We start from the raw sequence: 21,181 nt of genomic DNA on the forward strand, positions 1-21,181 counted from the left end.
AATTATCTGCGATTCCCCGCCATTCGGCGTCTTACGCGCCGTGCGGCGTGGCCTCCGGAGCCGCGGTGTTGTCCGGCGCCTTGATGCGGAACCAGGCGACGTAGAGCGCCGGCAGGAACAGCAAGGTCAGCACGGTGCCGACGATGATGCCGCCCATCATCGCATAGGCCATCGGGCCCCAGAACACCTCGCGCGCGATCGGGATCAGCGCCAGCGAGGCTGCGGCCGCCGTCAGCATGATCGGCCGCATGCGGTGCTCGGTCGCTTCCATCACGGCCTCCCACGGCGGCCGACCCTCGTCGCGCAGATGCTCGATCTGCACGATCAGGATCACCGAGTTGCGGATCAGGATGCCGATCAGCGCCAGCACGCCGAGGATGGCGACGAAGCCGAGCGGCGCGCCGCTCGGCAGCAGCGCCGCGACGACGCCGATCAGGGCCAGCGGCGCCACCGCGAACACCAGGAACAGACGCTGGAAGCTCTGCAGCTGCAGCATCAGGATGGTCGCCATCGTGAACAGCATGATCGGGACGACCGCGATGATCGGCGCCTGGCTCTTGGCGCTCTCCTCGACGCTGCCGCCGGTGACGACCTTGTAGCCGGCCGGAAGCTTGGCGTCGAAGGCCGCGATCGCCGGCTTGAGCTGATCGACGACCGTGTTGGGCTGCACCTGATCGATCACGCTGGCCTTCAGGGTCAGCGTCGGCTGCCGCGAGCGGCGCCAGATCTCCGGCTGCTCGATCTGGTAGCGCAGGGTCGCCAGCGCCGCGAGCGGGATCGACTGGCCGTTCGATCCGGACAGCTGCAGATCGCGCAGCGTCTCCAGCGACTGTCGTTCCTTGGCCTGGGCGCGGCCGCGAACGTCGATCAGATAGATGTCGTCGCGCACCTGGGTGATCGAGGTGCCGTCGAGCACGCCGTTCAGCGCGTTGGCGATGTCCTCCGAGGTGACGCCGAGCTGGCGCGCCTTGTCCTGCAGCACGTCGACTTTCACGACGCGCGCCGGCTCCATCCAGTCGAAGATGACGGCCCCGAGATGGCTGTTGCCGCGCAGGACGCCGGCCAATTCCTGCGCGATCTCGCGCACCTTGGCCACATCGGGCCCGCTGACGCGATACTGCACCGGGCGGCCGACCGGCGGGCCGATGTCGAGCAGATGCACATAGGCGTCGGTGCCGGGGAACGTCTTGGTCAGATAGGCCTGCAGCTTGGCGCGGGCACGGTCGCGCGCCTCGAGGCTCTTGGTGACGATGATGATCTGGCCGAACGACACGTCGGCCGGCTGCACGTCGAACGACAGCACGAAGCGCTGCGCGCCGGAGCCGACATAGGTCGACCAATGGTCGATGTCGGGATCGCCCTTCAGCGCCTCCTGCTCGAACTGCGCCATCTGCGCATTGGTCTCGGCGATCGAGGAGTTCTGCGGCAGGTTGAAGTCGATGACGAGCTCATTGCGGTCGGAGGAGGGGAAGAACTGCTGCTGCACGAAGCGCATGCCGAACACGGAGAGGCCGAAGATCAGCACCGTGGCGATGATCGTGGTCCAGCGGTGCCGCATGCAGGCATTGAGCATGGCGCGGAAGATCCGCGTCAGCCGGCCGCCTTCGGCATGATGACTCGGCAAGGTCGCTGGCAGAATGGTGACGCCGAGCAGCGGCGTGAACAGCACGGCGACGATCCACGACACGACCAGCGACACCGCGATCACGACGAACAGCGTGAAGGTGAACTCGCCGGCGGCGCTGTTGTTGAGGCCGATCGGAATGAAGCCGGCGACCGTGACCAGCGTTCCCGTCAGCATCGGGAACGCGGTCGAGGTGTAGACATAGGTCGCTGCCTTGCGCAGGCTGTCGCCCACTTCGAGCCGCGCCACCATCATCTCGACCGCGATCATGGCGTCGTCGACCAGGAGGCCGAGCGCGATGATCAGCGCGCCCAGCGAGATGCGCTGCAGGGATATGCCCGTGTAGTTCATGAACAGGAAGGTGATCGCGAGCACCAGCGGGATCGAGATCGCGACGACGAGGCCCGCGCGCACGCCGAGGCTGACGAAGCTGATCGCCAGCACGATGATGACGGCTTCGTACAGTGCCTTGGTGAAGCCGCCGACGGCTTCCTCGACGATCTTGGGCTGGTCCGAGACGAGATGCACGCCGACGCCGACCGGCAGGTCGGCCACGACCTTCGCCATCTCCTCCTTCAGCGCCTCGCCGAAGTCGAGCAGGTTGGCGCCCGCCTTCATGCCGATGGCAAGCCCGATCGCCGGCTGGCCGTTGAAGCGGAACAGCGACGTCGGCGGGTCCTCATAGCCGCGGGTGATGGTGGCGACGTCGGTGAGCGGAAAGAAGCGGTCGTTGATGCGCAGGTTGATCGCCTTGAGGCTTTCCTCGGAGGTGAACTGGCCGGAGACGCGCACGGCGACGCGCTCGGGGCCGGCCTGCAGCACGCCGGACGGCGACACCGCGTTCTGCGCCTGCAGCGCGGTCAGGATGGTGCGCTGGTCGATGCCGAGCGCGGCCACCTTGCGCGGCGAGAATTCGAGATAGATCACCTCGTTCTGCGCGCCGACGATGTCGACGCGGCCGACATTGGGCACGGTCAGCACCTTGGCGCGGACCTCTTCGACGCGGTCACGGAGCTGGCGCTGGCTCAGCCCGTCGCTGGTGAAGGCGTAGATGTTGCCGAACACGTCGCCGAAGCGGTCGTTGAATCCCGGCCCGATCACACCGGACGGAAAGTCGCCCTTGATGTCGTTGATCAGGTTGCGCACCTGCAGCCAGGTCGGAACGACATCGCGCGCCTTGGTCGTGTCGCGCAGGTTGACGAACACGGTGGTTTGGCCGGGCACGGTCAGGCTCTTGGTATAGTCGAGCGCCGGCAGCTCCTCGAGCTTCTTCTCGATGCGGTCGGTGACCTGGCGTGTCATCTCCTCGGCGGAGGCGCCGGGCCACTTGGCCTGGATCAGCATCGTCTTGATGGTGAATGACGGATCCTCCTCACGGCCGAGATGCAGGTAGGAGTAGAGACCCGCGGCCATGAACGCGATCATGAAATACCAGACGAGCGAGCGGTGCTCGAGCGCCCAGTCGGAGAGGTTGAAGGACTTCACGGCTGAGATTCCTGATCGATGCGGACGGACTGGCCATCCTTGAGACTGTGCACGCCGGCGGTGACGACACGCTGCCCGGCGTCGAGGCCGCCGGTGACGCGGACGCTGCCGTCCTCGTTCCTGGCGATCGTGATTTCCTGTCGCTTGACGGTCTTGCTCGCCGCATCGACCAGCCAGACGAAGCTCTTGTCGTTCTGCTCCAGCACCGCCGAGCGCGGCAGCCGGATGACGGTCTTCTGCTCGGTGTCCAGCGTGGCGGTCACGGTGGTGCCGAGGCGCATGATCTCCGGCGGGTTGTCGAGCGTGATGCGGATGCGGCGCGTGCGCGTGGTTGCATCGGCGCGCGGCGCGATCTCGCGGACCTTGCCTGCCGCGCTGACGCCGGGATCGACCTGGAGCCGCACGGTGAACGGCGTGCCGGCCTGCAGGCCGCCGGCGATGTCGTCGCCGACATCGATGACGGCTTCGCGGACGTCGGGCCGCGCGATGGTGACGACGCTCACGCCCGGCGAGACGACCTGTCCGACTTCCGCGCCGACCGCGGTGACGATGCCGGCGAAATCAGCCTTGAGCTGCGCGTAGCCGAGCTGCTCGCGCGCCTTGGCGAGGTTGGACTGCGCCTTGACGACGGAGGCCTGGGCGGCTGCACGCGACTGCTCCGCGCTCTCCAAGGTCGCCTTGGTGGTGGCGTCGGTTTCCAGCAAGGTGCGCTGCCGGCCTTCGGTCCCCGTTGCGTTGGTCAATTGTGCCTGGCTGCGCGAGACCTCGGCGGCAGCCGCCCGCACCGCAAGCTCGAGCGCGGCGGGATCGATCGCCGCCACCACCTGGTCCTGCTTGACCATGTCGCCGACGAAAACGGGACGCGAGATCAGCCGTCCAAGGACTCGGAAGCTCAGATCAGACTTGTAGCGCGGCTCGATCGTGCCGGTGACGGCCGAGCCGTTAGCCGCCTGCGGCTCGATCTTCATCGACAGCACAGGCCGGACCGGCTCGGGGGCAGCGGCCTGCTCGTTGCAGCCGGCGAGCAGGGCGAGCGCGCCGAGCGGAAGAACACAACGCATCGGCGTCATCACGACCGCTTCTCCTCGTTGAATGTGATCTGTTGTCCGACGCTGAGCAGTTTGCCGCCATCGGTCACGACGCGATCGCCGGGCTTCAATCCGGCCGAGACGACAATCGCGCCGGTCTCGTAATCCTCGATCGTGATCGGCTTCAGCGACACGGACTTGTCGGCGGCATTGACCAGCCAGACCGCCGGCGTCTTGCCTGCGGCCGTCAGCGCGCTCCATGGCAGCACGATGCGCTGCTCCGGCTTGATGAAGCCGGTGGCGCTGACGGCGCTGCCGAGGGTCATCTCAGGTGGCGGAGTCTCGATCGCGATCTTGACGCGGACCGTGCCGGACTTCGGATCGATGGTCGGCGAGACCTCGCGCACCGTGCCCTTGGCGGTGACCGAGGGATCCGACAGTAGCGAAAGCGCCACCTTGCTGTCGTCGAACTTGAGCGACAGCGCGGCCTCGTAGACGTCAATCACGGCGTCGCGGGCGCCGTCATGGGCCAGCGTGAACACCGACTGCGCGGCCTGGGCAACCTGGCCGACCTCGATGTTGCGCGCGGTGATGGTGCCGTCGGCATCGGCGCGCAGCTCGGTATAGGTCAGGGCGTCCTTGGCCGTGCCCAGCTGCGCCTTGGCGGACTCCAGCGAACCCTCCGCCGTGCGCAGCGTCTCCTGGGCCTGGTCGAAGGTCGCCCGTGTCGTGAAGCCGCTCGACAACAAGGTCTGCTGCCGGTTGAAGTTGGAGGTCGCGACCTTGACCTGCGACTCCGCAGCCGTCACGGCGGCCTCCGCGGAATCGAGATCGGCCTGCTGCTCGGCCGGGTCGATCTTGGCCAGCAACTGGCCGGCCTTGACGTGCGCGCCGACCTCGACCAGCCGCTCGGTGACGCGGCCACTGACCCGGAACGACAGGTCCGCGAGCACGCGCGCCTGGACGTCGCCGGTCAGCGTGATCGATTGCCGCCGCTCCGACAGCTTGACCACCTCGGTCCGCACCAGCCGGGATGGCGGCGCCGTTGCGGCCGTCTTCTGCTCGCAGCCGGCCAGCAGCAGGCCAATGGCAGCACAGCCGGCCACGGCCAGTAGGCGTGAGCCCGACGCCCGAAGGAAGGGGAATCCTGCGAATGGAGACATGGTCGTATCTTCGGCCCGGTTGGGTGGTGACGGTCGTCCCTGTCCCGCCGCGCATGCACGCCGGATCAGAAGCGCCTGTTGGTCGTAAGCAGCCCGCAGAATTCGCTCAGCCGCCCGCCGTTGCAAGGAAGCAGGTTCACGCGAGAGTTGAACACCATCCTCTTGACAGTGCGTGAATTAGACAATCAAATCTAGAATATATCGTCTAGTAACATTCTCGTGGCGGTTTCCAATTACCCCTATGCGGCTTGTCGGGCGCTCCTGTTGGGACATCGGCATCGCTGCCGCCGCGATGAACGAAGGCAAGACGCGAACGTGCGACGGAAAGCTGCGACCGACCTGAATGACCCCGCGCGCACTGCGGCTCGTGCGCCCCGCCAGGCGCGCGGCCGTGAGCGCCGCGAGCAGTTGCTCGACGCGGCAGCCGCCATCATCGCCGAGGCCGGGATCGGCGCCGTCGGCATGCACGCCGCAGCCCAGCGCGCCGGCGCGTCGATCGGCTCGGTCTATCACTTCTTCCGTGACAAGGAGCAGATGCTCGACGCGCTCGCCGAGCGTCACGATGCCGAGCTGCAGCCGGCGTTCGATCGCGTGCTGCAGCGAAGCGATGCGGAATGGGCAGCGATGTCGCCGCCGCAGGTCATCGAGCAGTTGATAGGCTGGGCGATTCGCTACTTCGTTCGCCATCCAGATGCGCTGGCGACGCTGGATCTGCACGATCAGACCATGCATGCCGAGTTCAGGGCCCTCATCGACCGCGTCATGCGCGCCAGGCTCGGCGACGAACTGGGCCAACAGGCGGCCACCACGCTCGATGCCGTCGTGCTCGGTACCCTGCTGTTCACGCGCGAGCAGGATCCGTGCAGTCGCGACGTCGTGGTCGCCGCGCTGCCGGAGATGATGGCAACCTATCTCACGGCGCTGGAGGCGAAGCGGAAGCGGCCGAAGGGGTGAGGTACAGACGCCGTATCGACGCGATCAGTGCGGCGACCTGAACGGCCACTCGCTCCTTTTCCGATGGATCGCCACCGAGCGCGGCGTCGTTGTGTCCTCGATCGGCTTGGCCGAGAGGATGATCTGGTCCTCGCCGTTCCAGCGGTCGAACTCGTAGCACCATTTGCCAGTCTCCGGTGTCCGATAATGCCAGTCCTTCAGCGCTCGATCGCGAGACGGATGATCGACGACCGCGAGGGTCGTTCGGTGCCGCCGACGATGCTGCAGATCAGACGGAACGACGAGGCCGGCGCGGCCGTATGCATCCCGCTCATCGCGCGGGCCCCGCCGGCGATGGCGTGTCGACATGATCCATCGTCGTCATCGACAGCGGCTGCGGGCCCTCGACGAGAGCAGGGCGATCGCGGCGATGGGCCAGCCGCTGCTCGCCGCTCCGATTGCGTTTGCTGGCGATCCCTTCGACCAGCCGGGCCACGACGCCGACCACGGCAAAGCTCACGAGCAGCGAGATGCACAGCAGCCCCAGATAGAGCTTCAGCACCGAGCTTGCGAAGCAGGCAAGCGCGATGAGCGCGACAATGGCCAGCCGGCCTTTGACGGAGATCGACATGATGGAGCGTTTCGCTGATAGCTGATTGTGGGCGCCACTCTAGCGCCATGTTTTCTGCAGCCAAGCCGCGTCCCAATGGGTGGTAAATTTTGCCGCAAGGTCATGACGACAATCGGATGCGCTCCAACTCAATCGTCGTTGCTCGGATCGCAGCTCAACTGCGCGTTGTGAAAATCCGGTTGTCCCAGCGTCGGCTTCACGCATGCGTCGTGGGGAACCGAAGCGAGCATCTGCAAGCACGCCGTCGCGCAATGACCGAGCCGACGGCTGCGTTGTCGGCGAATGCCGGAACGATGGGTCGAGTGCTTGTTGCGCGCCGAGAACATGTCCCGCGCCCGTGAGGGCGAACGATATACGCAACCCGGGCCGATCGCGCCGCGGAGCGCCGTGGCACGTCTTCTCCTAGAGAACCGCGATGATTGAAAGTCGAACCGTTGCCAGGGCGCATGAGCTCGCGCGGGTGCGTGGGCTCGGCGAACGAGCTGTTTGACAGGTGAAGAGGACAGTGAAGGTGAGCGGCTATTGCGCGCCCACCCACGCCGCGAGCACGGCGCGCTCCTCGCCGGTGATCTCGGTGATGTTGCCGGGCGGCATGGCGCTCGACCACGCGGCGTTGCGCGCGATCAGCCGTGCATTGCGCTGGATGTTGTCGGCGGTGTCGAGCCGCACGCCCTTGGGGGCTGCGACGATGCCGTCCCATACGGGCTCGGCGGCGTGGCACATGCTGCAGCGGGAGGTCACGATCTCCTCGACCTGCGCGAATGTTGGCGGCGCGCTCATCGTCGTCTTGGCGTCGCGAGGGCCCGCCGCGGACAACAGCAGGATGCCGATCATGCCCGCGGCCGCAACGCCCCACACCCACCATGGCGACGGATGACCCTGGTGACGCGCGTTGAAGAAGTGGCGGATCACCGGCCCGAGCGCAAGCACGATGGCGACGATCGCCCAATTGTAGCGGGTGCCGAACAGCAGCGGATAGTGATTGCTGATCATCAGCACCACGACCGGCAGGGTCAGATAGTTGTTGTGGACCGAGCGCTCCTTGCCGGTCTTGCCGAGCCTGGGGTCCGGAGCCTGACCTGCGAGCAACGCGGCAACGATCTTCTTCTGGTTGGGGATGATCACCGCGATCACGTTGGCGACCATGATGGTGCCGATGATCGCGCCGATCTGATTGAAGGCGCCGCGGCCGCTCAGCACGTGGGTGAAGGCGTAGGTGAGCGCGACGAGGAAGATGTAGCCGCCGATCGCGAACGGCAGCTCGTGCCTGGCAAGGCCGCTGCGGCAGGCGCCCTCGTACAGCAGCCACGCCATCGCCAGCGAGCCGAAGCTGAACAGGCCGGCCTGAACGGGCGTGAGATCGAGGATCGACTTGTCGACCAGGAACAGGTCGGCGTTGAGATAATACACCACGATCATCAGCACGAAGCCGGACAGCCAGGTGGTGTAGGCCTCCCATTTGAACCAAGTCAGCTCGCTCGGCATCTGCGCCGGCGCCACCAGATATTTGACGATGTGGTAGAAGCCGCCGCCATGGACCTGCCAGGCTTCGCCCATCACGCCCGTCGGCAGGCCCTCACGCGGCTTCAGGCTGAGATCGAGCGCGATGAAGTAGAACGAACTCCCGATCCACGCCACCGCCGCGACCACGTGCAGCCAGCGGAAGATCAGGCTCAGCCATTCCGATATGATCGAGGCCCACATCGTGCGCTCATCTCCTTGTGCAGCACGCGCCGAAGGACGGCCGCCTGCGCCCCATCTGTTGCATCGATCCCGTGTGATTTCCAGCGCATCGCTTTGGCAGGCCGTGCACAGGAGACAGGCCTTCATGCGCGCTTGATCTGGTGGACATCGACCGCGCGATTGCGTTCAATGCATCCGGTAACGACGCATGGCGGACGCGATGAAGAGACCGGTCCTGATCATTCTGGTGATGGCGCAGCCCGCCTTGGTGCAATCCGCCTTGGCGCAGACAGCGCCCGCGCCAAAGCCGGCAGCCGCCAGGCGCGCCGATGCCTGCGCGCCGATCGGGCGCACCGAGGACGGCAAGCTGGTCTATTCGATGAAGTGCGAGACCATTCCAAAGCCGGTCGCGCCTGCCGCGCCACAGGCGGCCGCGCAGCCGACGCAATCTGCTCCGGCAGCCGAGCCGGAGCCCGAGACCGAGCGAAGCGGCCTGTTCGGCTGGTCCTACGATCGCCGGTCGAAGCCCTAGCGCGGCCATCTCCCACCTCGGACGTGCTGCGCAGAGGAGCTGATGGCCGCCGGACGCTCGTCGACCGGACGAAATGTCTCGCTCATGCGCGTCCCCGGATCGCCGCCATCATTGGCTCATTCGCCGAATGTCTCCTGCAACTGCGGAAACAGCCGGTCCGGCTTGAACGGCACGGCGGTGAAGCGGATGCCGGTGGCGGCGCGCAGCGCGTTGCCGAGCGCGGCGGCGACCGGATTGTAGGGGCTCTCGCTCATCGACTTCGCCCCCAATGGGCCGATCGTATCGCTGGTGTCGGCAAACAGCACTTCGGTGCGCGGCACGTCGGCATAGGACGGCACATGGTAGTCGCGGAAGCGCGGATTGATCACGCGGCCCGTCTCGTCGATCACGATCTCCTCGTAGAGCGCAGCACCCAGCGACTGCGCGACGCCGCCCTCGATCTGGCCGCGGCACTGCATCGGATTGGCGACGCGGCCAGCATCCGCGGCCTGCACGCTCTTGAGGATCTTGACCACGCCGGTGTGCTTGTTCACGGCGACGCGAAAGCCCTGGACGTTGAACGCGACCGAGCGCGGCGTGCCCTGCGAGTTGCCGCTTGCCGTGAGCGGCGATCCGCTGAGCTTGGCAATCTCGGAAAAGGACAGGCGCCGAGCGCCGCAACTGATCGCATTGTCAGCGATCCGGCAGCCGTCCGGATCCAGGTTCCAATGATCGGCGGCGAAGCGCTTGAGCGTCTCGGCGAGCGCCTCCGCCGCGGCCTGCGTGGCGCGGCCGGCCACGAACGTGCCGGTCGAGCCGTAGGCGCCGGTGTCGTGGCCGCCATGGGCGGTGTCGGACTGCTCGAGGGTGATGCGGTCGGGCGTGGTGCCGAGCACGGTCGCCGCGATCTGGCGATGCACGGTGCTGGTGCCATTGCCGAACTCGGCGGTGCCGACGGTGAGCACGAAGCCGCCGTCGTCGCGCAGGCTGATGGCGGCGTCGGCGAAGTGGCCGTCAGGCGGCACCGTATCGATCATCGTCAGCGCGATGCCATCGCCCGTCAGCCACTCGGCCGACAGCTCCGGCGTCGGCGTCGTCTCGGCCATCGCGCGCTCGACCAGATCGAGGCACTGGTCGAGCCCGTAGGAGCCGTACAGCACGTCGCTGTGCTCCGATGCCGGCGGCGCCAGCATGGGATCGCCGGGCCTGACGATATTGCGGCGTCGCATCTCGACAGCGTCGATGCCGAGCTGCCGCGCGAGCTCGTCGATTGCGGCTTCGACCGCGAAGGTGGTTTGCGGCAGGCCGTAGCCGCGATAGGCGCCGGCCGGCACCGTGTTGGTGTAGACGGCGATCGCGTCGACCTTTTTGTTGGGACAATTGTAGACCGAGATCGACTCGCCGCAGGCATGGAACAGCACGGGCCCGGCGTGATTGCCGTAAGCGCCGGTGTTGGAGACTACATCGAGCTGCAGCGCGGTCAGCTTGCCGTCGCTGTCGGCGCCCGCTTTGACCGTGACACGCATCGGATGTCGCGTCGAGGTCGCGATGAACTGCTCCTCTCGGGTGAATTCGAGCTTGACGGGACGGTTGGTCTTCAGCGCGGCGAGCGCGAGGATATCCTCGACGAACATCTCCTGTTTGCCGCCGAAGCCGCCGCCGACGCGCTCGCAGAACACGCGGACCTGGTCGGAAGGCAGGTCGAAGATTTCGCACAGCGCCCGCCGTGTCAGGAACGGCACTTGCGTGCTGGAACGGACGGTGAGCACGCCGTGGTCGTCGAGCCAGGCGAGACCGCCGTGCGTTTCCAGGGCGGCGTGCTGCACCCGCTGCGTGGTGAAGGTGCCCTCATAGGTCGCGGCGGCAGACGCGAGCGCGGCGGTGACGTTGCCAAGCTCGCCGTGGGTCTCGGCGACGATGTTGCGGCTGACGTCCGCGATGCGATGCGCAGCTGTGCGGCCGGCGTGAATGACGGGCGCGCCGGGCGCGATCGCGGCTTCGGGATCGACCACGGCAGGCAGGATCTCGTAGTCGACGACGAGGCGTCGGCAACCTTCCTCGGCGGCGGCTTCGCTGTCGGCGACCACTGCGGCGACCTTCTGGCCGATGAAGCGGACGACGTCGTCGAGCACGCGGGTGTCGGCCGGATCCATCCAGGCCTGCTCATGGCGCGCGGTGGAGAACAGCGTCGCCGGCGCATCCTCATGCGTCAGCACGGCATGCACGCCGGGCACGGCCAGCGCAGCCCTCTTGTCGATGGCGGCGATGCGCGCATGCGCATGCGGCGAGCGCGCGAGCTTGACGTGCAGCAGGCCTTCGACCGTCGTGTCGAAGGTGTAGCGTGCCCGGCCGCGCACGACGTCGGGGCCGGCGGGGGCCGGCAGGCTGCGTCCGAAGGCTTCGCCGGCCGTGACATCCTCGACATGGGTGAGGCCGAGCAGCGCGTCCTCGATGGCGCGATAACCGGTGCAGCGGCACAGATTGCCCTTCAGCGCCGCGCCGAGATCCTTCACCTGCGCCTGATTCAGCGAGGCGCAGGTGACGATCATGCCTGCGGTGCAGAAGCCGCATTGGAACGCCTGCGCATCGAGGAAGGCCTGCTGCATCGGATGCAGACCGTCATCGGCGGCGAGACCTTCGACAGTCGTGACCGCCTTGCCCTCGGCGCGAAAGGCGGGGATCAGGCAGCTGTGCACCGGCTCGCCATCGAGCAGCACGGTGCAGGCGCCGCAATCACCGGCGTCGCAGCCCTTCTTGACGCCGAAATGGCCGGCGTCGCGCAGAAAGGTCCGCAGGCACTGTCCGGGGCGCGGGGCAGCATCGACTTCCTTGCCATCGACGATCACGCTCATGGCCGCGCGCCGCCAGCGAGCTCGGCGCGAATCTCCTCGGCGAGGCGCAGGGTCATTGCCTTGCGCCAGGCGGGCTTGCCATGAACATCATCATGATACGACGTATCGGGGATGTCGCCGAAGATGCTCGCGCGCAGCAAGGTTGCGTCGGGCATGCTGGCAAAGCGCAGCTGCAGCGGCTTGACGGTCGATCCGGTTACGGTGAGCAGCAGGTCGCCGTTGCGGCCCGAGGTTCCGATCAGCAGCGCGCCGGAGCGTCCGACCGGAGTGAGTGCGATCTGGCGGAAGGCGGTGCGGCGCTTGAGCGCGGGCAGCGGAATGTCGATCTGGCGCAACAGGTCTCCAGGCGCGAGCACGTTGCTGTTGTTGCCGGTGACGAAGTCGGTGACCCTTATGCGCTGCTCGCTGCCGTCACTCCTCCAGATCGTGCAGACGCCCTCGAGCGCGGCGAGCAGCGAGATCATCGGCCCGGCCGGCAGCGACATGCAGAGATTGCCGCCGACGGTCGCCGTCTTCCAGATCTTGAAGGAAGCGAGGAACGCGCGGCAGCATTGATCGATCAGGGGCGCCGCGATCCAGTCGGCCGGGCAGGGCAGCGCGTCCAGCGCGGCGACGCTGCAGGTCGCGGCGATGCCCAGGCCCTGATCGCTGATGGTGAGTGGCGGCCAGGCGAGCTCGCTGAGATCGATCAGCCGCGACAGCTGCGCCTGCGGTTCGGAGAACAGCCACGTGCCGCCGGCCAGCCAGGCATCGCCTGCCTGCCAGCTGGGCAGCTCGGCCCGCGTTCTCGGGCGCACGACCTCCGTGATGGTGTTCAGATCCATGGTGATGCCAGCTCGTGGGCGCAGCCTATCGCGGGTGGAATCCTTGCAAGACCAGCGCCAACTGGCAATAGGATGACGCTGGCCTTCCGCTTGCAAGTTACCGGCACACGCAAACGCCCAATCAACGAGACGAGGCAGCCATGAGCACGACGCCGATCTGGATCAAGGACCCGCTCGCCATTCTCGCCGAGGATGCTGCGCGCGGTGTCGTCGTCAAGGACGGCCGCATCGTCGAGCTGGTGTCTGCCGGTGCCGAGCCGGCCACCGCTGATGCGGCGACCTATGATGCCAGCGCGCATGTCGTGATCCCCGGGCTGATCAATACCCATCATCACTTCTACCAGACGCTGACGCGCGCGCTGCCGGCCGCGATGGACCGCGAGCTGTTCCCCTGGCTGAAGGCGCTCTATCCGATCTGGGCGAAGCTGACGCCGGAGGCACTGGATGCGGCGGTCACGGTCGCGATGGCCGAGCTGATGCTGTCGGGTTGTACGACCACGACAGATCATCACTACGTCTTCCCCGCCGGGCTCGAAGATGCAGTTGGCATCGAGGTCGCGGTGGCGAAGCGGCTCGGCATTCGGGTGCTATTGACTCGCGGCTCGATGAACTTGTCCGAGCGCGACGGCGGTCTGCCGCCGGACAGCGTGGTGCAGGACGAGGACACCATCCTCGCCGACAGCGAGCGCGTGGTCGCCACCTATCACGAGCGCGGGCCGGATGCGATGGTGCAGATCGCGCTGGCGCCGTGCTCGCCGTTCTCGGTGACGGGATCGCTGATGCAGAAGACGGCTGCGCTCGCCGACAAGCTCGACGTGCGGCTGCACACGCATCTCGCCGAGACCGAGGATGAGAACCGCTTCTGCGAGGCGATGTTCGGCTGTCGTCCGCTGGACTATCTCGAAAAGCAGGGTTGGCTTGGTCCGCGCACCTGGCTTGCGCACGGCATCTTCTTCAATGCCGAGGAGATGAAGCGGCTCGGCAAGGCGAGGACGACGATCACGCACTGCGCCTGCTCGAACCAGTTGCTCGCCTCCGGCTGCTGCCCGGTGTGCGAGATGGAGGAGGCGGGCGTCGGGATCGGCCTCGGCGTCGACGGCTCGGCGTCGAACGACGGCTCCAACCTGATGCAGGAGGTGCGCTCCGCTTTCCTGCTGCAGCGGGCGCGCTACGGCGTTAGCCGGATCAGCCACAAGGATGCGCTGCGCTGGGCGACGAAGGGCTCGGCCGCCTGCGTCGGCCGGCCCGAGCTCGGCGAGATTGCGGTCGGCAAGGCCGCCGACCTCGCACTGTTCAAGCTCGACGAGCTGCGCTTCTCGGGTTCAGGGGATCCGATCGCCGCGCTGGTGCTGTGTGGCGCGCACCGTGCCGATCGCGTGATGGTCGGCGGCCGCTGGACCGTGATCGACGGCGCCATTCCGGGGCTCGATGTCACCCGGCTGATCCGGCGCCACAGCGCGGCGGCAGCTCAGATGCAGGCGGGGTGAAGACGATTGTCAGGCCGGCTGTGGGTCCAGGAAGCGCTCGGCGTAATGGCAGGCGACGAGGCGGCCGTCGAGCGGGCGCAGCGGCGGGCGCTGCGCGCGGCAGAGATCCGTCACATGGGGACAGCGGGTCGAAAACACGCAGCCGGCCGGTGGGTCGAGCGGCGACGGCAACTCGCCCTTGGGCACGATCCGCTGACGTTTGCGGCCTAGGCCCGGCGTGGCGTCGACCAGGGCCTGCGCATAGGGATGAAGTGGCCGCGCGAAAATGCGCTCCTTCGGCCCGTGCTCCATGACCAGTCCCAGATACATGATCAGCACGTCGTCGGCGATGTGCCTGACAACACCGAGGTCGTGCGAGATGAAGAGATAAGCGAGCCCCAGCTCACGCTGCAGATCGGCCAGCAGGTTGAGCACCTGCGCCTGCACCGACATATCGAGCGCGGAGACCGGCTCGTCGGCGACCAAGAGCTTCGGCCGCAACATCAGGGCGCGCGCGATCGCGATGCGCTGCCGCTGGCCGCCGGAGAACATGTGCGGATAGCGGCCATGATGCTCCGGACGCAGCCCGACCTTCGCCATCATGTCGAGCGCCTGCGCGCGCCGCTCCTGCTTGGTGAGGTCGGTGTTGATGATCAGCGGCTCCTCGAGGATGGCGCCGACGCGCTTGCGCGGGTTGAGCGAGCCATATGGATTTTGAAACACGATCTGCACGGTACGCCGCAAGGTCCTCGCGGCGCCGGCCGGAGGATCGACGGCGTCGAGGCCGTCGAGCATGAGCGTGCCGGCGTCCGGATTCTCAATGAGTGTGACCAGTCGCGCGAGAGTCGATTTGCCGCAACCGGATTCGCCGACGACCGCCAGCGTCTTGCCGGCCTCAATGGCAAAGGACACGCCGCCGACCGCCTGCAGATGCGCCGGGGCGCGGAACAGGCCCTGCTTGACCTCGTAGCTGCGCTTGAGACCGTCCGCGGTGACGAGCGCCGTCATGACAGGGCCTCGTGGGCCTGGCTCGGCGCACCGGCGCTATGCCGGTCGGCCTCGATTCGCTCTTCGCGCGTGGGATCGCCGAGTGGGTAATGACAACGCACCAGGCCATCGCTCCAGGGACGCAACTCGGGACGCACCGCATCGGTCAGCGGCGTCGCATAGATGCAACGCGGGCTGAACAGGCACCCGGGCGGCCGGTCGTAAGCTCCGGGCACCACGCCAGGGATGGTGGCGAGCCGTCTCCCGTCGCTCGCTTCCGGGCGCGCCGCCAGCAGAGCTGCCGTATAGGGATGCTGGGGCGAGGCGAACAGGCTCGAGGTCGGGCGTTGCTCCATGATCTGCCCCGCATACATCACCGCGACGCGCTCGGTCGTGTCTGATACCACGCCCATGTTGTGGGTGATGAGGATCAGCGCCATGCCGCGGTCGCGCTGTAGCGACAGCAGCAAATCCAGGATCTGGGCCTGGATGGTGACATCGAGCGCCGTCGTCGGCTCGTCGGCAATCAGGAGCTTCGGATTGCAGGCGATCGCCATCGCGATCATGACGCGCTGGTTCATGCCGCCCGAGAGCTGGTGCGGATAGGACGACAGCCGGCTCTCGGCGGCGGGAATGCCGACCTGCTCCAGCAGCTCGATCACCCGCCGCCGCGCGGCCTTGCGGTTCATCCCCTCGTGAATGCGCAGCGTCTCGGCCAGCTGATAGCCGATCGTGAACGACGGGTTGAGCGACGTCGTCGGCTCCTGGAAGATCATCGCGACGTCCTTGCCGGTGAGGGCGCGCCGCTCGCGGTCGGACAGGGTCTGCAGATCCCGTCCCTCGAACAACATTTTGTCGGCCTGGACTTGGCCGGGGTAGGGCACCAGTCCCATCAGGGCCAGCATGCCGACGCTCTTGCCGGATCCGGACTCGCCGACGATGCCCAGCACCTCGCCTTTGTCGAGCGCGATGCTGGCGCCATCCACGGCACGGACCATCCCGTTCCGCGATGGAAATGCGACCGACAGATTTTCGATCTCGAGAAGCGGCATCGGATCGCCTTCACTCTCTTGCGCAGATTATCGTTTGAGCTTGGGATCAAGCGCGTCGCGCAGCCCGTCACCGAGCAGGTTGAAGGCCAGCACGGTCAGCAGGATCGCCAGGCCCGGCAGCGTGACGACCCACCAGGCCCGCAGCACGAATTCGCGCGCGTCCGCCAGCATGGTTCCCCATTCGGGCAGGGGCGGTTGCGCGCCGAGACCGAGAAAGCCGAGCGCAGCCGCGTCCAGGATCGCGGTGGAAATTCCGAGCGTCGCCTGCACGATCAGCGGCGCCGCGCAGTTCGGCAGTACCTCCTTGAACATCAGGCGGAGCCGGCCGGCGCCCGCGACCTTGGCCGCGATGACGTAGTCCTTCGAGACCTCGCTGATCACGGCGGCACGCGCGATCCGCACGTAGTGCGGCAGCAGCACGATCGCGACAGCCAGCATGGCATTCATCAGGCCCGGCCCGAGGATCGCGACGATGACGATCGCGAGCAGAAGGCTCGGCAGCGTCAACGTGATGTCCATCAGCCGCATGATCGCGACCTCGGTCACGCCGCGGAAAAAACCGGCGATCAGGCCGAGAATCGTGCCCGATATCACCGACAACGTCACCACCGCGATGCCGATCAGAAGCGACAGCCGCGCGCCGTGGATGAGACGGGACAGAATATCGCGCCCGATCGCGTCGGTGCCGAGCGGATAGGACAGCGATCCACCCTGTTGCCAGAAGGGAGGCTTCAGGAACGCCGCATTGTCGGTGAGCACAGGCGAATGCGGCGCGACGACATCGGCCGACAGCGCGAGCAGGATCAGGACCGCGATGACGACCAGGCCCGCGACGGCCCCGGCATTTTTCCGGAAGTCTTGCCAGAACTCCAGCAATGGAGACGGTGGCGCGTCCGCTTGCGCGACAACGATGCGGGTTGGGAGGTTCTCGGCGCTCATCGCGTGTACCGGATGCGGGGATTGATCAGCCCATAGGCGATATCAACCAGCAGATTGACGGTCATGACGATCGCGCCGATCAGCAGCGTGCCGCCCTGCAGCACCGGATAGTCGCGGCGGTTGATGCCCTCGATCAGCCATTTGCCCACGCCCGGCCAGGAAAAGATGGTTTCGGTAAGGATGGCGCCGGTGAACAGTACGCCGACCTGCAACCCGATCACCGTCACCACCGGGATCAGCGCATTGCGCAAGGCGTGAATCGCGATCACGCGGAACGGCGGCAGCCCCTTGGCGCGGGCGGTGCGGATGTAGTCCTCGCCGAGGACCTCCAGCATGGCCGATCGCGTCATGCGGGCGATCACCGCGAGCGGTACCGTGCCGAGCACGATCGTCGGCAGGACGAGATGCGACAGGGCCGAACGAAACGCGCCGACATCACCGGCCAGGAGCGTATCGATCAGCAGGAAGCCGGTCACCGGCTCGATGAAATACTGCACCGCGATCCGGCCCGACACCGGCGTCCATCCGAGCTGCACCGAAAACAGCAGGATCAGCAGCAGTCCCCACCAGAAAATCGGCATCGAATAGCCGGTGAGCGAGATCCCCATCACGCCGTGATCGAAGATCGAATTGCGCCTGACCGCGGCGATGATGCCGGCCGGCAGCCCCACGCACAGCGCAAACAGGATCGCGCAGACCGACAGTTCGACCGTCGCGGGGAACAAGGTCTGGAATTCGGCAATCACCGGCTCATGGGTGACGATCGAGCGGCCGAAATCTCCGTGCGCCAGCCGCGACAGATAGAGGCCATACTGGACCAGCACGGGCTGATCGAAACCGTAATCCTTGCGCAATTGCGCGAGGCGGGCGGGATCGATGCCGCGCTCGCCGGCCATGGTTTCGATAGGGTCGCCGGGGATGAGGCGGATCAGCACGAACACGAGCAACGTGATGCCGATGAAGGTCGGGACCACGAGGCTCAGCCGGGTAAAGACGAACCGCAACATGCAGAGCTCTGTCAACTTTCCCCGGAAGGTCTTCGGGAGGCAGCGAAGCGGAAGCGGCGAAGCAGCGAAAGCTGCTTCGCCCTGAGGTCCGCTAATCCCTGACGTCGACGCCATAGAAGCTGTGGCGTCCGAACGGCGATAGCTTGAAGTCGATCACGCGTTTGCTGACAGGCTTCAACTGCACCGCATGCGCGATCGTGAACCACGGTGCCTGCTCCTTGAAGACCACCTGGGCCTGTTCGTAGAGCTTGGCACGCTCGGCCTGGTCGCTGACGGTCTTGGCCTTTACGACCAGTTCGTCGAACGGCTTGTAGCAGAACTTTGCGATGTTCGACCCCGATCCCGCCGCCGAAGCACAGCCCAGCAAGGTGTGCAGGAAGTTATCGGGATCGCCGTTGTCGCCGGTCCAGCCGTACATGCCCATCTGGTGCTCGCCGGCCTGCAGCCGCTTGCGGTATTCGCCCCATTCGAACGACTTGATCTCGGCCTTGACGCCGATCTTGGCGAGATCGGCCTGCATCAGCTCGGCGATGCGCTTGGCATTCGGATTGTAGGGACGCTGCACCGGCATGGCCCACAGATCGGTCTCCAGGCCGTTCGGGAATCCGGCATCGGCGAGAAGCTTCTTGGCCGCGTCGGGGTCATAGGGATCGTCCTTGACGGCGTCGTTGTAGGACCACATCGACGGCGGGATCGGGTTCTTTGCCGCGATGCCGGTCGACAAATAGACCGCGTCGATGATCGCCTGCTTGTTGATCGCCATGCTGAGCGCTTTACGCACGCGCACGTCATCGAACGGCTTCTTCTGCGTGTTGAAGGCGAGATACCCAACGTTGAGGCCCGGCTGCTCCAGCACGGTGACGTTCGGGTCCTTTCTGATCGTGTCGATGTCGGCCGGGTTCGGATAGGGCATCACGTCGCATTCGCCCTTCTGCAGCTTGGCCCAGCGAACGGATGCATCCGGCGTGATCGCATAGACGAGGTCGTCGATCTTGGCCTTGCCGCCCCAATATTGGGGAAACGCCTTGTACCGGATCACGGCGTCCTTTTGATACTGTACGAGGTAGAATGGACCAGTGCCGATCGGATCCTGGTCGATTTTCTCGGGCGTACCGGCCTTCAGCATCGCGTCGGCATATTCCTTCGACTGGATCGCGGCGAACGGCATCGCGAGATCCGCGAGGAAAGGGGCTTCCGGCTGATTGAGGGTCACCTTGATCGTATAATCGTCGATCTTCTCGACCGACTTCAAAAGTTTCGGCATCGCCATGTCGCCGAAATACGAATGGTTCGGGCTCGTCACCTTGAAATAGGGATTATCCTCCTTCCATTGCCGCTCGATCGAGAACAGAATGTCGTCGGCATTGAAGTCGCGTGTCGGCTTGAACGACTTGGAGGTCGAATGCCACTTCACGCCCTTGCGGAGGTTGAACGTGTAGGTGGTGCCGTCGGGCGAGATCGTCCATGTTTCGGCGAGACCTGGCACGACTTGCGTGCTGCCGCGCTCGAACTCGACGATGCGGTTGTAGATTGGCTCATTGCCATCGAACGATGTCCCAGTTGTGTTGACACCGGGATAGAAGTTCTCCGGGCTGCCTTCCGAGCAGAAAACCAGCGTCTTGGCGAAAGCGGCTGGAGTCGTCAGTAGCGCCGACGTGCAGACGGCAACGAGCAGGATAGATCTGTTCACAGTTGGAACTCCCGGTTACGGCTGTCAAGGCATCGCAAGGTGGAGCATCATTGGACTCGACCCAGACGATGCGGCCGTACCACACGATGCATTCGGGTAACGATCTACCTCATCATCCGTCGTAACAAAAGGTCCAACTCAAATGTGAGCACCGATCACCCTGCCGCAGCAGAGCCGCAGGGTGATCGGCAGCTCCAGCTTGATTACTTGCCCGGCACCTTGTCGTCGATGCCCTTGACGTAGAAGTTCATGCCGAGGATCTGGCCGTCGGCGAGATGGTCGCCGCCCTTGCACTCGATCTCCTTGCCGTCCTGGCCGAGCACCGGGCACTTGAACGGGTGCAGCTTGCCGGCGGTGATCGCCGCCTGGGTCTCCTCCGCCAGCTTCTTCACGTCATCGGGCACGTTGGTGTAGGGCGCCATCTCGAAGATCTTGGAATCGAGGCCGCCCCAGGTGTCCTCCGACTTCCAGGTGCCGTCGAGCTCGGCCTTGACGCGCGCGATGTAGTAGGGGCCCCAGGTGTCGAGGATCGAGGTGAGCTGCGCCTTGGGGCCGAACTTGATCATCTCGGAGTCCTGGCCGAAGGCGAGCTTGCCGCGCTCGGCTGCGATCTGCATCGCGGCCGGGCTGTCGGTGTGCTGCATGATGATGTCGGCGCCCTGGTCGATCAGCGCCTTGGCGGCGTCGGCTTCTTTGCCCGGGTCGAACCAGGTGTTGGCCCAGATGATCTTAACCTTGATGTTCGGGTTGACCGTCTGCGCGCCGATGATCGTGGCGTTGATGCCAGAGATAACCTCCGGGATCGGGAACGAGCCGATATAGCCGAGCACGCCGGCCTTCGACATCTTGCCGGCGATGATGCCCTGGATGTAGCGGCCCTGATACCAGCGCGCCGAATAGGTCGACATGTTCTTGTCGCGCTTGTAGCCGGTGGCGTGCTCGAAATGCACGTTGGGATATTTCTTGGCGACCTTCAGGGTCGGATCCATGTAGCCGAACGAGGTCGTGAAGATCAGCTTGTTGCCGGCGCGGACCAACTGCTCGATGGCGCGCTCGGAGTCGGGTCCTTCCGGCACATTCTCGAGATAGGTCGTCTCGATCTTGTCACCGAGCTCCTTCACTAGCGCCTGGCGCGCGAGCTCATGCTGATAGGTCCAGCCGAGGTCGCCGATCGGCCCGAGGTAGATGAAGCCGATCTTCAGCTTGTCGGCGGCGTGCGCCACGCCGGCGATGCTTCCCGCCAGCACCAACGCGGCGGCAGCCCCCAGAAGCCTTTTCATCATCGTCAATATCTCCAAACAGTCGG

At 65.9% G+C, this 21,181-nt stretch carries 17 protein-coding genes; 3 read left to right on the forward strand and 14 right to left on the reverse strand.

Going from position 1 to position 21,181, the window contains the following annotated elements:
* Positions 1–31 precede the first annotated feature (31 nt).
* The 3 genes from QX051_RS10090 to QX051_RS10100 are packed head-to-tail and all read right to left on the reverse strand — an operon-like array spanning position 32 to position 5,300.
* Complete coding sequence (locus QX051_RS10090; protein ID WP_315775988.1) at positions 32–3,109, reverse strand: efflux RND transporter permease subunit; 3,078 nt, start codon at positions 3,107–3,109, stop codon at positions 32–34.
* Positions 3,106–4,182 (reverse strand): efflux RND transporter periplasmic adaptor subunit, encoded by a 1,077-nt coding sequence (locus QX051_RS10095; RefSeq protein ID WP_315775989.1) that lies wholly within the window; start codon positions 4,180–4,182, stop codon positions 3,106–3,108. The genes QX051_RS10090 and QX051_RS10095 overlap by 4 nt, the downstream gene beginning before the upstream one ends.
* On the reverse strand, positions 4,179–5,300 hold the full coding sequence (locus tag QX051_RS10100) for an efflux RND transporter periplasmic adaptor subunit (protein ID WP_315775990.1): 1,122 nt from the start codon (positions 5,298–5,300) through the stop codon (positions 4,179–4,181). The genes QX051_RS10095 and QX051_RS10100 overlap by 4 nt, the downstream gene beginning before the upstream one ends.
* A 315-nt stretch (positions 5,301–5,615) precedes the next feature.
* Between QX051_RS10100 and QX051_RS10105 the strand changes: the two genes are divergently transcribed.
* The gene (locus tag QX051_RS10105) at positions 5,616–6,254 is read left to right on the forward strand and encodes a TetR/AcrR family transcriptional regulator (RefSeq protein WP_315755360.1); all 639 of its coding nucleotides are present in this window, start codon (positions 5,616–5,618) and stop codon (positions 6,252–6,254) included.
* Between the two features lie 24 nt (positions 6,255–6,278).
* On the opposite strand, the gene QX051_RS10110 is transcribed toward QX051_RS10105, so the two are convergent.
* The 3 genes from QX051_RS10110 to QX051_RS10120 form a co-directional block, all read right to left on the reverse strand.
* Complete coding sequence (locus QX051_RS10110; protein WP_315775991.1) at positions 6,279–6,602, reverse strand: hypothetical protein; 324 nt, start codon at positions 6,600–6,602, stop codon at positions 6,279–6,281.
* The gene (locus tag QX051_RS10115) at positions 6,565–6,864 is read right to left on the reverse strand and encodes a hypothetical protein (RefSeq protein WP_315775993.1); all 300 of its coding nucleotides are present in this window, start codon (positions 6,862–6,864) and stop codon (positions 6,565–6,567) included. The genes QX051_RS10110 and QX051_RS10115 overlap by 38 nt, the downstream gene beginning before the upstream one ends.
* A gap of 519 nt (positions 6,865–7,383) precedes the next feature.
* Positions 7,384–8,568 (reverse strand): urate hydroxylase PuuD, encoded by a 1,185-nt coding sequence (locus QX051_RS10120; protein ID WP_315775995.1) that lies wholly within the window; start codon positions 8,566–8,568, stop codon positions 7,384–7,386.
* Between the two features lie 199 nt (positions 8,569–8,767).
* Here QX051_RS10120 and QX051_RS10125 point away from each other — a divergent pair, with 199 nt between their 5' ends.
* On the forward strand, positions 8,768–9,079 hold the full coding sequence (locus QX051_RS10125) for a hypothetical protein (protein WP_315775996.1): 312 nt from the start codon (positions 8,768–8,770) through the stop codon (positions 9,077–9,079).
* Positions 9,080–9,195: 116 nt separating this feature from the next.
* On the opposite strand, the gene QX051_RS10130 is transcribed toward QX051_RS10125, so the two are convergent.
* Together QX051_RS10130 and QX051_RS10135 are read right to left on the reverse strand one after the other, a co-directional pair.
* Entirely contained in the window at positions 9,196–11,910 is a 2,715-nt protein-coding gene (locus tag QX051_RS10130) for a molybdopterin-dependent oxidoreductase (protein ID WP_315775997.1), read from the reverse strand.
* Positions 11,907–12,734 (reverse strand): FAD binding domain-containing protein, encoded by an 828-nt coding sequence (locus tag QX051_RS10135; RefSeq protein ID WP_315775998.1) that lies wholly within the window; start codon positions 12,732–12,734, stop codon positions 11,907–11,909. Before QX051_RS10135 ends, QX051_RS10130 begins: the two co-directional genes overlap by 4 nt.
* 140 nt (positions 12,735–12,874) lie before the next feature.
* Here QX051_RS10135 and QX051_RS10140 point away from each other — a divergent pair, with 140 nt between their 5' ends.
* Positions 12,875–14,221, forward strand: a complete 1,347-nt coding sequence (locus tag QX051_RS10140; RefSeq protein WP_315775999.1) for an 8-oxoguanine deaminase — start codon at positions 12,875–12,877, stop codon at positions 14,219–14,221.
* A 9-nt stretch (positions 14,222–14,230) separates the two neighbouring features.
* Here the strand turns inward: QX051_RS10140 and QX051_RS10145 are convergent, their stop codons facing one another.
* From QX051_RS10145 to QX051_RS10170, 6 genes are all read right to left on the reverse strand, one after another.
* Complete coding sequence (locus tag QX051_RS10145) at positions 14,231–15,208, reverse strand: peptide ABC transporter ATP-binding protein (protein ID WP_315776000.1); 978 nt, start codon at positions 15,206–15,208, stop codon at positions 14,231–14,233.
* Positions 15,205–16,239, reverse strand: a complete 1,035-nt coding sequence (locus QX051_RS10150; protein ID WP_315776001.1) for an ABC transporter ATP-binding protein — start codon at positions 16,237–16,239, stop codon at positions 15,205–15,207. Before QX051_RS10150 ends, QX051_RS10145 begins: the two co-directional genes overlap by 4 nt.
* A gap of 27 nt (positions 16,240–16,266) precedes the next feature.
* The gene (locus tag QX051_RS10155; protein ID WP_315776002.1) at positions 16,267–17,178 is read right to left on the reverse strand and encodes an ABC transporter permease subunit; all 912 of its coding nucleotides are present in this window, start codon (positions 17,176–17,178) and stop codon (positions 16,267–16,269) included.
* Positions 17,175–18,185 (reverse strand): ABC transporter permease subunit, encoded by a 1,011-nt coding sequence (locus tag QX051_RS10160; RefSeq protein ID WP_315738539.1) that lies wholly within the window; start codon positions 18,183–18,185, stop codon positions 17,175–17,177. The genes QX051_RS10155 and QX051_RS10160 overlap by 4 nt, the downstream gene beginning before the upstream one ends.
* A 91-nt stretch (positions 18,186–18,276) precedes the next feature.
* Positions 18,277–19,875, reverse strand: coding sequence for an ABC transporter substrate-binding protein (locus QX051_RS10165; protein ID WP_315776003.1), 1,599 nt, complete (start codon positions 19,873–19,875; stop codon positions 18,277–18,279).
* A 203-nt stretch (positions 19,876–20,078) separates the two neighbouring features.
* Positions 20,079–21,158 carry a BMP family ABC transporter substrate-binding protein gene (locus QX051_RS10170; protein ID WP_315776004.1) on the reverse strand — a complete coding sequence of 360 codons (1,080 nt, stop codon included), beginning with the start codon at positions 21,156–21,158 and terminating at the stop codon, positions 20,079–20,081.
* Positions 21,159–21,181: the final 23 nt, after the last annotated feature.

The sequence above is a fragment of the Bradyrhizobium sp. SZCCHNR1053 genome, assembly GCF_032381235.1.
Classification (GTDB): domain Bacteria; phylum Pseudomonadota; class Alphaproteobacteria; order Rhizobiales; family Xanthobacteraceae; genus Bradyrhizobium.